General features: G+C 42.6%; 3 protein-coding genes and 1 pseudogene. 1 reads left to right on the forward strand and 3 read right to left on the reverse strand.

The annotated features are described in order from the left end of the window. Positions 1-199: 199 nt before the first annotated feature. Both Q0241_RS07440 and Q0241_RS07445 read right to left on the reverse strand, forming a co-directional pair. On the reverse strand, positions 200-1,129 hold the full coding sequence (locus Q0241_RS07440) for a hypothetical protein (RefSeq protein ID WP_299375446.1): 930 nt from the start codon (positions 1,127-1,129) through the stop codon (positions 200-202). 172 nt (positions 1,130-1,301) lie between these two features. Continuing rightward, on the reverse strand, positions 1,302-1,607 hold the full coding sequence (locus tag Q0241_RS07445) for a hypothetical protein (protein WP_299375449.1): 306 nt from the start codon (positions 1,605-1,607) through the stop codon (positions 1,302-1,304). Between the two features lie 274 nt (positions 1,608-1,881). Here Q0241_RS07445 and Q0241_RS07450 point away from each other — a divergent pair, with 274 nt between their 5' ends. After that, the gene (locus Q0241_RS07450; RefSeq protein ID WP_299375452.1) at positions 1,882-2,370 is read left to right on the forward strand and encodes an ATP-binding protein; all 489 of its coding nucleotides are present in this window, start codon (positions 1,882-1,884) and stop codon (positions 2,368-2,370) included. A gap of 264 nt (positions 2,371-2,634) precedes the next feature. Here Q0241_RS07450 and Q0241_RS07455 read toward each other — a convergent pair. Beyond that, positions 2,635-3,041 (reverse strand): annotated as a pseudogene (locus Q0241_RS07455) (2-dehydro-3-deoxy-6-phosphogalactonate aldolase); the annotation flags it as partial.

Genomic DNA, 3,041 nt, shown 5'->3' on the forward strand with positions numbered 1-3,041 from the left:
GCCACACTTCTGGAACACTATAAAATTCGAGGACCCAAAAATTAGAGGCCAAAAATTCAGGGATTGCGACACACACAATCCGTTAGTGTATAAAATACAGTATAAATACAATTCGTTAATTTTTATTACCCTGAAAATATGAAATTATTTCAATCACATAAAACTTAAAATCGTTGAAATTTTCCAGATCCAAAAGACTTTATTCAACCACATTTTCCAAGGGCATGTTTTTGACAAAATAATCGATTGTCGTTTTACGGAAATTAGGGTCCGCGTCATTCCACTCTTCATGGTAAGACAGGAATTCAAGCAAGGTTTCTTCAGTTAACAACGCGTTTATTTGTCGGATAACCTTTTGACCAAAGGTATCATTCCGACAAGCGACATACACATTCTTGTAAATATTATGTTCTTTAAGCGGATAAGAAACATATTCGTCAGGTAAATTCTTAATGCGCATCTGTGCTTTGATCGTACTGGGGTAGGCAATTGTATAGTCGGCACGTCCATGGGCCAGTAAATCCAGATCCACTGTGTTTTCAGTACTATATTGCTCGATCAGGTTTTCCTGTCCCACGTAGGGAAGCAAATAGGGATAGAGCACGGGATAACGGCTTTGCCGCGCCTCACGGTTAAAATCCACATTCATGATCATTAATTTCAGATCAGGTTGTTTTAACAAAGCTTCCAGCGAAACAACGGTTCCCTTTGGGCCAATACGCTTCTGATGCCGTTTATGAAAAATCACCACATGGGGCGGCGTAAAGCTATAGGGTTTTGATTCAATCAGTTCGCCGGGGAAAAAGCCGCTCCACAGATGCACGGAACAGCGGTTCGGCTTTAGAACCTCTCTGCTCCAGCGCGGAATATTTACCACACGAATGTGGTGATCATACCCCGGCAAATTATGCATAAAAAAGGCGAGAAACTTGTCGGCGTATCCCCTTCCTTTCCACGGACCGCGATGAATAAATTCAGGGGGTAAATCCCAGACATACCAGAGCAACGGTTCGTTAGGCTGTTGTGGCTTATCACCGGCATAAACCGACGGAGAGAATATCGCAAAGAAAGAGAGCATCAACACGCGCAAGAACGTGGCATACGAGACACTGATAGAACGTAAAATCATTCTGACCATACTCCCTTTTATCCGAATCTCATCCTGCACAAATTCATTGGACGCTTTGAACTTATAGACATAGATACCTTATATACATAGGTACCTTATAGACATAGGTACCTTATAGACATGGGTACAAGGCGAAGCTTAACAGATTTGATTTGGTTTGATTAACTGCTGATCACCTAATCTGTTTGTTTTTCTCTGCCTCAATAATACATCGATCTAATTCACCCCGTAAGATCTTTGCGGTTTCAATTTCAAAGTTAATGTAATTTGCTGGATTTCCTTCTGAACCAACACTATAATCAGAACATAATTTAAGCCCAATTAAGTTAGTTTTTTTATCCAAACACTGATTAATACGCCATTGGCAAAAAGCGTTTTTACTTTGCCCGTTTATCGTTTTTGATTCATAAATTATTTCTCCAAACAAAACATTTCCATATCCTGATTTTGCGATAAATAATTTTAAACGATCAAACATCCTCTCTCCTTAATCTTGCACCTTTCGTTTCATCATCTTGAGATAATAGACCAAATTCCAACAGAAACTATTATACGCCAAAGAATAATTCGTTTCCCAGATTTTCCCCAAAGGTTTTCCCTGAAACTTGCCCAAAAACTTACGAACTATAATGGGTATTATTCCATAAAAATCGTGCCGAATATATGAATTGGGTTAGAAATATGTCACAAACAAAGTTCAGTAAATTAATTGCACATAAATAATATCGGACAGCAACGCAAGAATGAGTCAAATGACAGACCTCCCCCCCACGCTTCATCTTGTCTGTGGAAAAATCGCCGCAGGGAAATCAACACTCGCACGTGACCTGTCGGTTGATCCCAAGGTTATTCTGATCAACGAAGACACCTGGCTGTCCCGACTTTATCCCGAAGAAATCAATACTATTCCCGACTATGTGCGTTGTTCTGGTCGTTTGCGCAGCATTATGGAAGACCACCTGCAACAATTGCTTCAGGCCGGAATATCCGTCGTGCTCGACTTTCCCGCCAACACACCAGACATTCGCGCATGGATGCTGGGCATTGCGACCCGCGCCAAGGTGGAAAACAAGCTCCACTATCTGGACGTAAGCAATGACCTGTGCAAAGAACGCCTGCACGCGCGCAACGCATCAGGGTCCCACGAATTCGCCCCCAGCGACGAAGAGTTTGAAGTCATCACCAGCTATTTTGTGCCGCCCAAAAAGGATGAAGGGCTTAACATTATTTTGCATGTCTGATGGCTGGCCTATCAAATAACCGGCGCATGTAATAAATAGATCATTAATCATCATAAACAGCTTAAGGCGGCAATGAGCATATCTTTTTTCAGCTCATCAAAGATCTGGCTGTTTCCTCTTTATGAGATCTTTTGCCTATTTCAAGATCTTCTGAATGATTAACGCATCGATCACAGATAACATTCGTGTTGGTAGATTTGTTCTACACCGAAGTAGTCGTAAATAGTCGGGATCAATTGCGTCGTTGCCTCTATCAGCACCTTGCTATTGGCTGGCATCCCGATAAGCCTGAACCAGTTTGGCCGCCTTTTTACCAACATCCACAGCATCAACACCGGGCTTATAAAGTGACGAGCCCATGCCCATGGCATAAACCCCTGCCGCAATAAACTGATGCATGTTTTCCGCACCTATCCCCCCTGTGGGACAGATCCGCGTGCCAGAGGGCAAGACAGCAGAGATTGCTTTTATAAAAGGAATGCCGAGGGTATCTGCGGGGAAAATCTTTAATATATCAGCACCCGCCTTTAAGGCAGTAAAACACTCTGTCGGTGTAAAGCAGCCCGGGATCGACAGCAAACCGAGTTCCTTTGTGCGCGTAATCACATCTTTATCCATATTGGGAGAGATTATTACCTGACCACCAACATCTTTCACGCGCTCGACATCTT

The organism is uncultured Kiloniella sp. (assembly GCF_937128705.1).
Classification (GTDB): domain Bacteria; phylum Pseudomonadota; class Alphaproteobacteria; order Kiloniellales; family Kiloniellaceae; genus Kiloniella.

Excerpts from the sequence above, each read along its gene's own strand:
- Q0241_RS07440 (WP_299375446.1), bottom strand. The coding sequence starts at position 1,129 with ATGATTTTACGTTCTATCAGTGTCTCGTATGCCACGTTCTTGCGCGTG.
- Q0241_RS07450 (WP_299375452.1), top strand. The coding sequence starts at position 1,882 with ATGACAGACCTCCCCCCCACGCTTCATCTTGTCTGTGGAAAAATCGCC.
- Q0241_RS07445 (WP_299375449.1), bottom strand. The coding sequence starts at position 1,607 with ATGTTTGATCGTTTAAAATTATTTATCGCAAAATCAGGATATGGAAAT.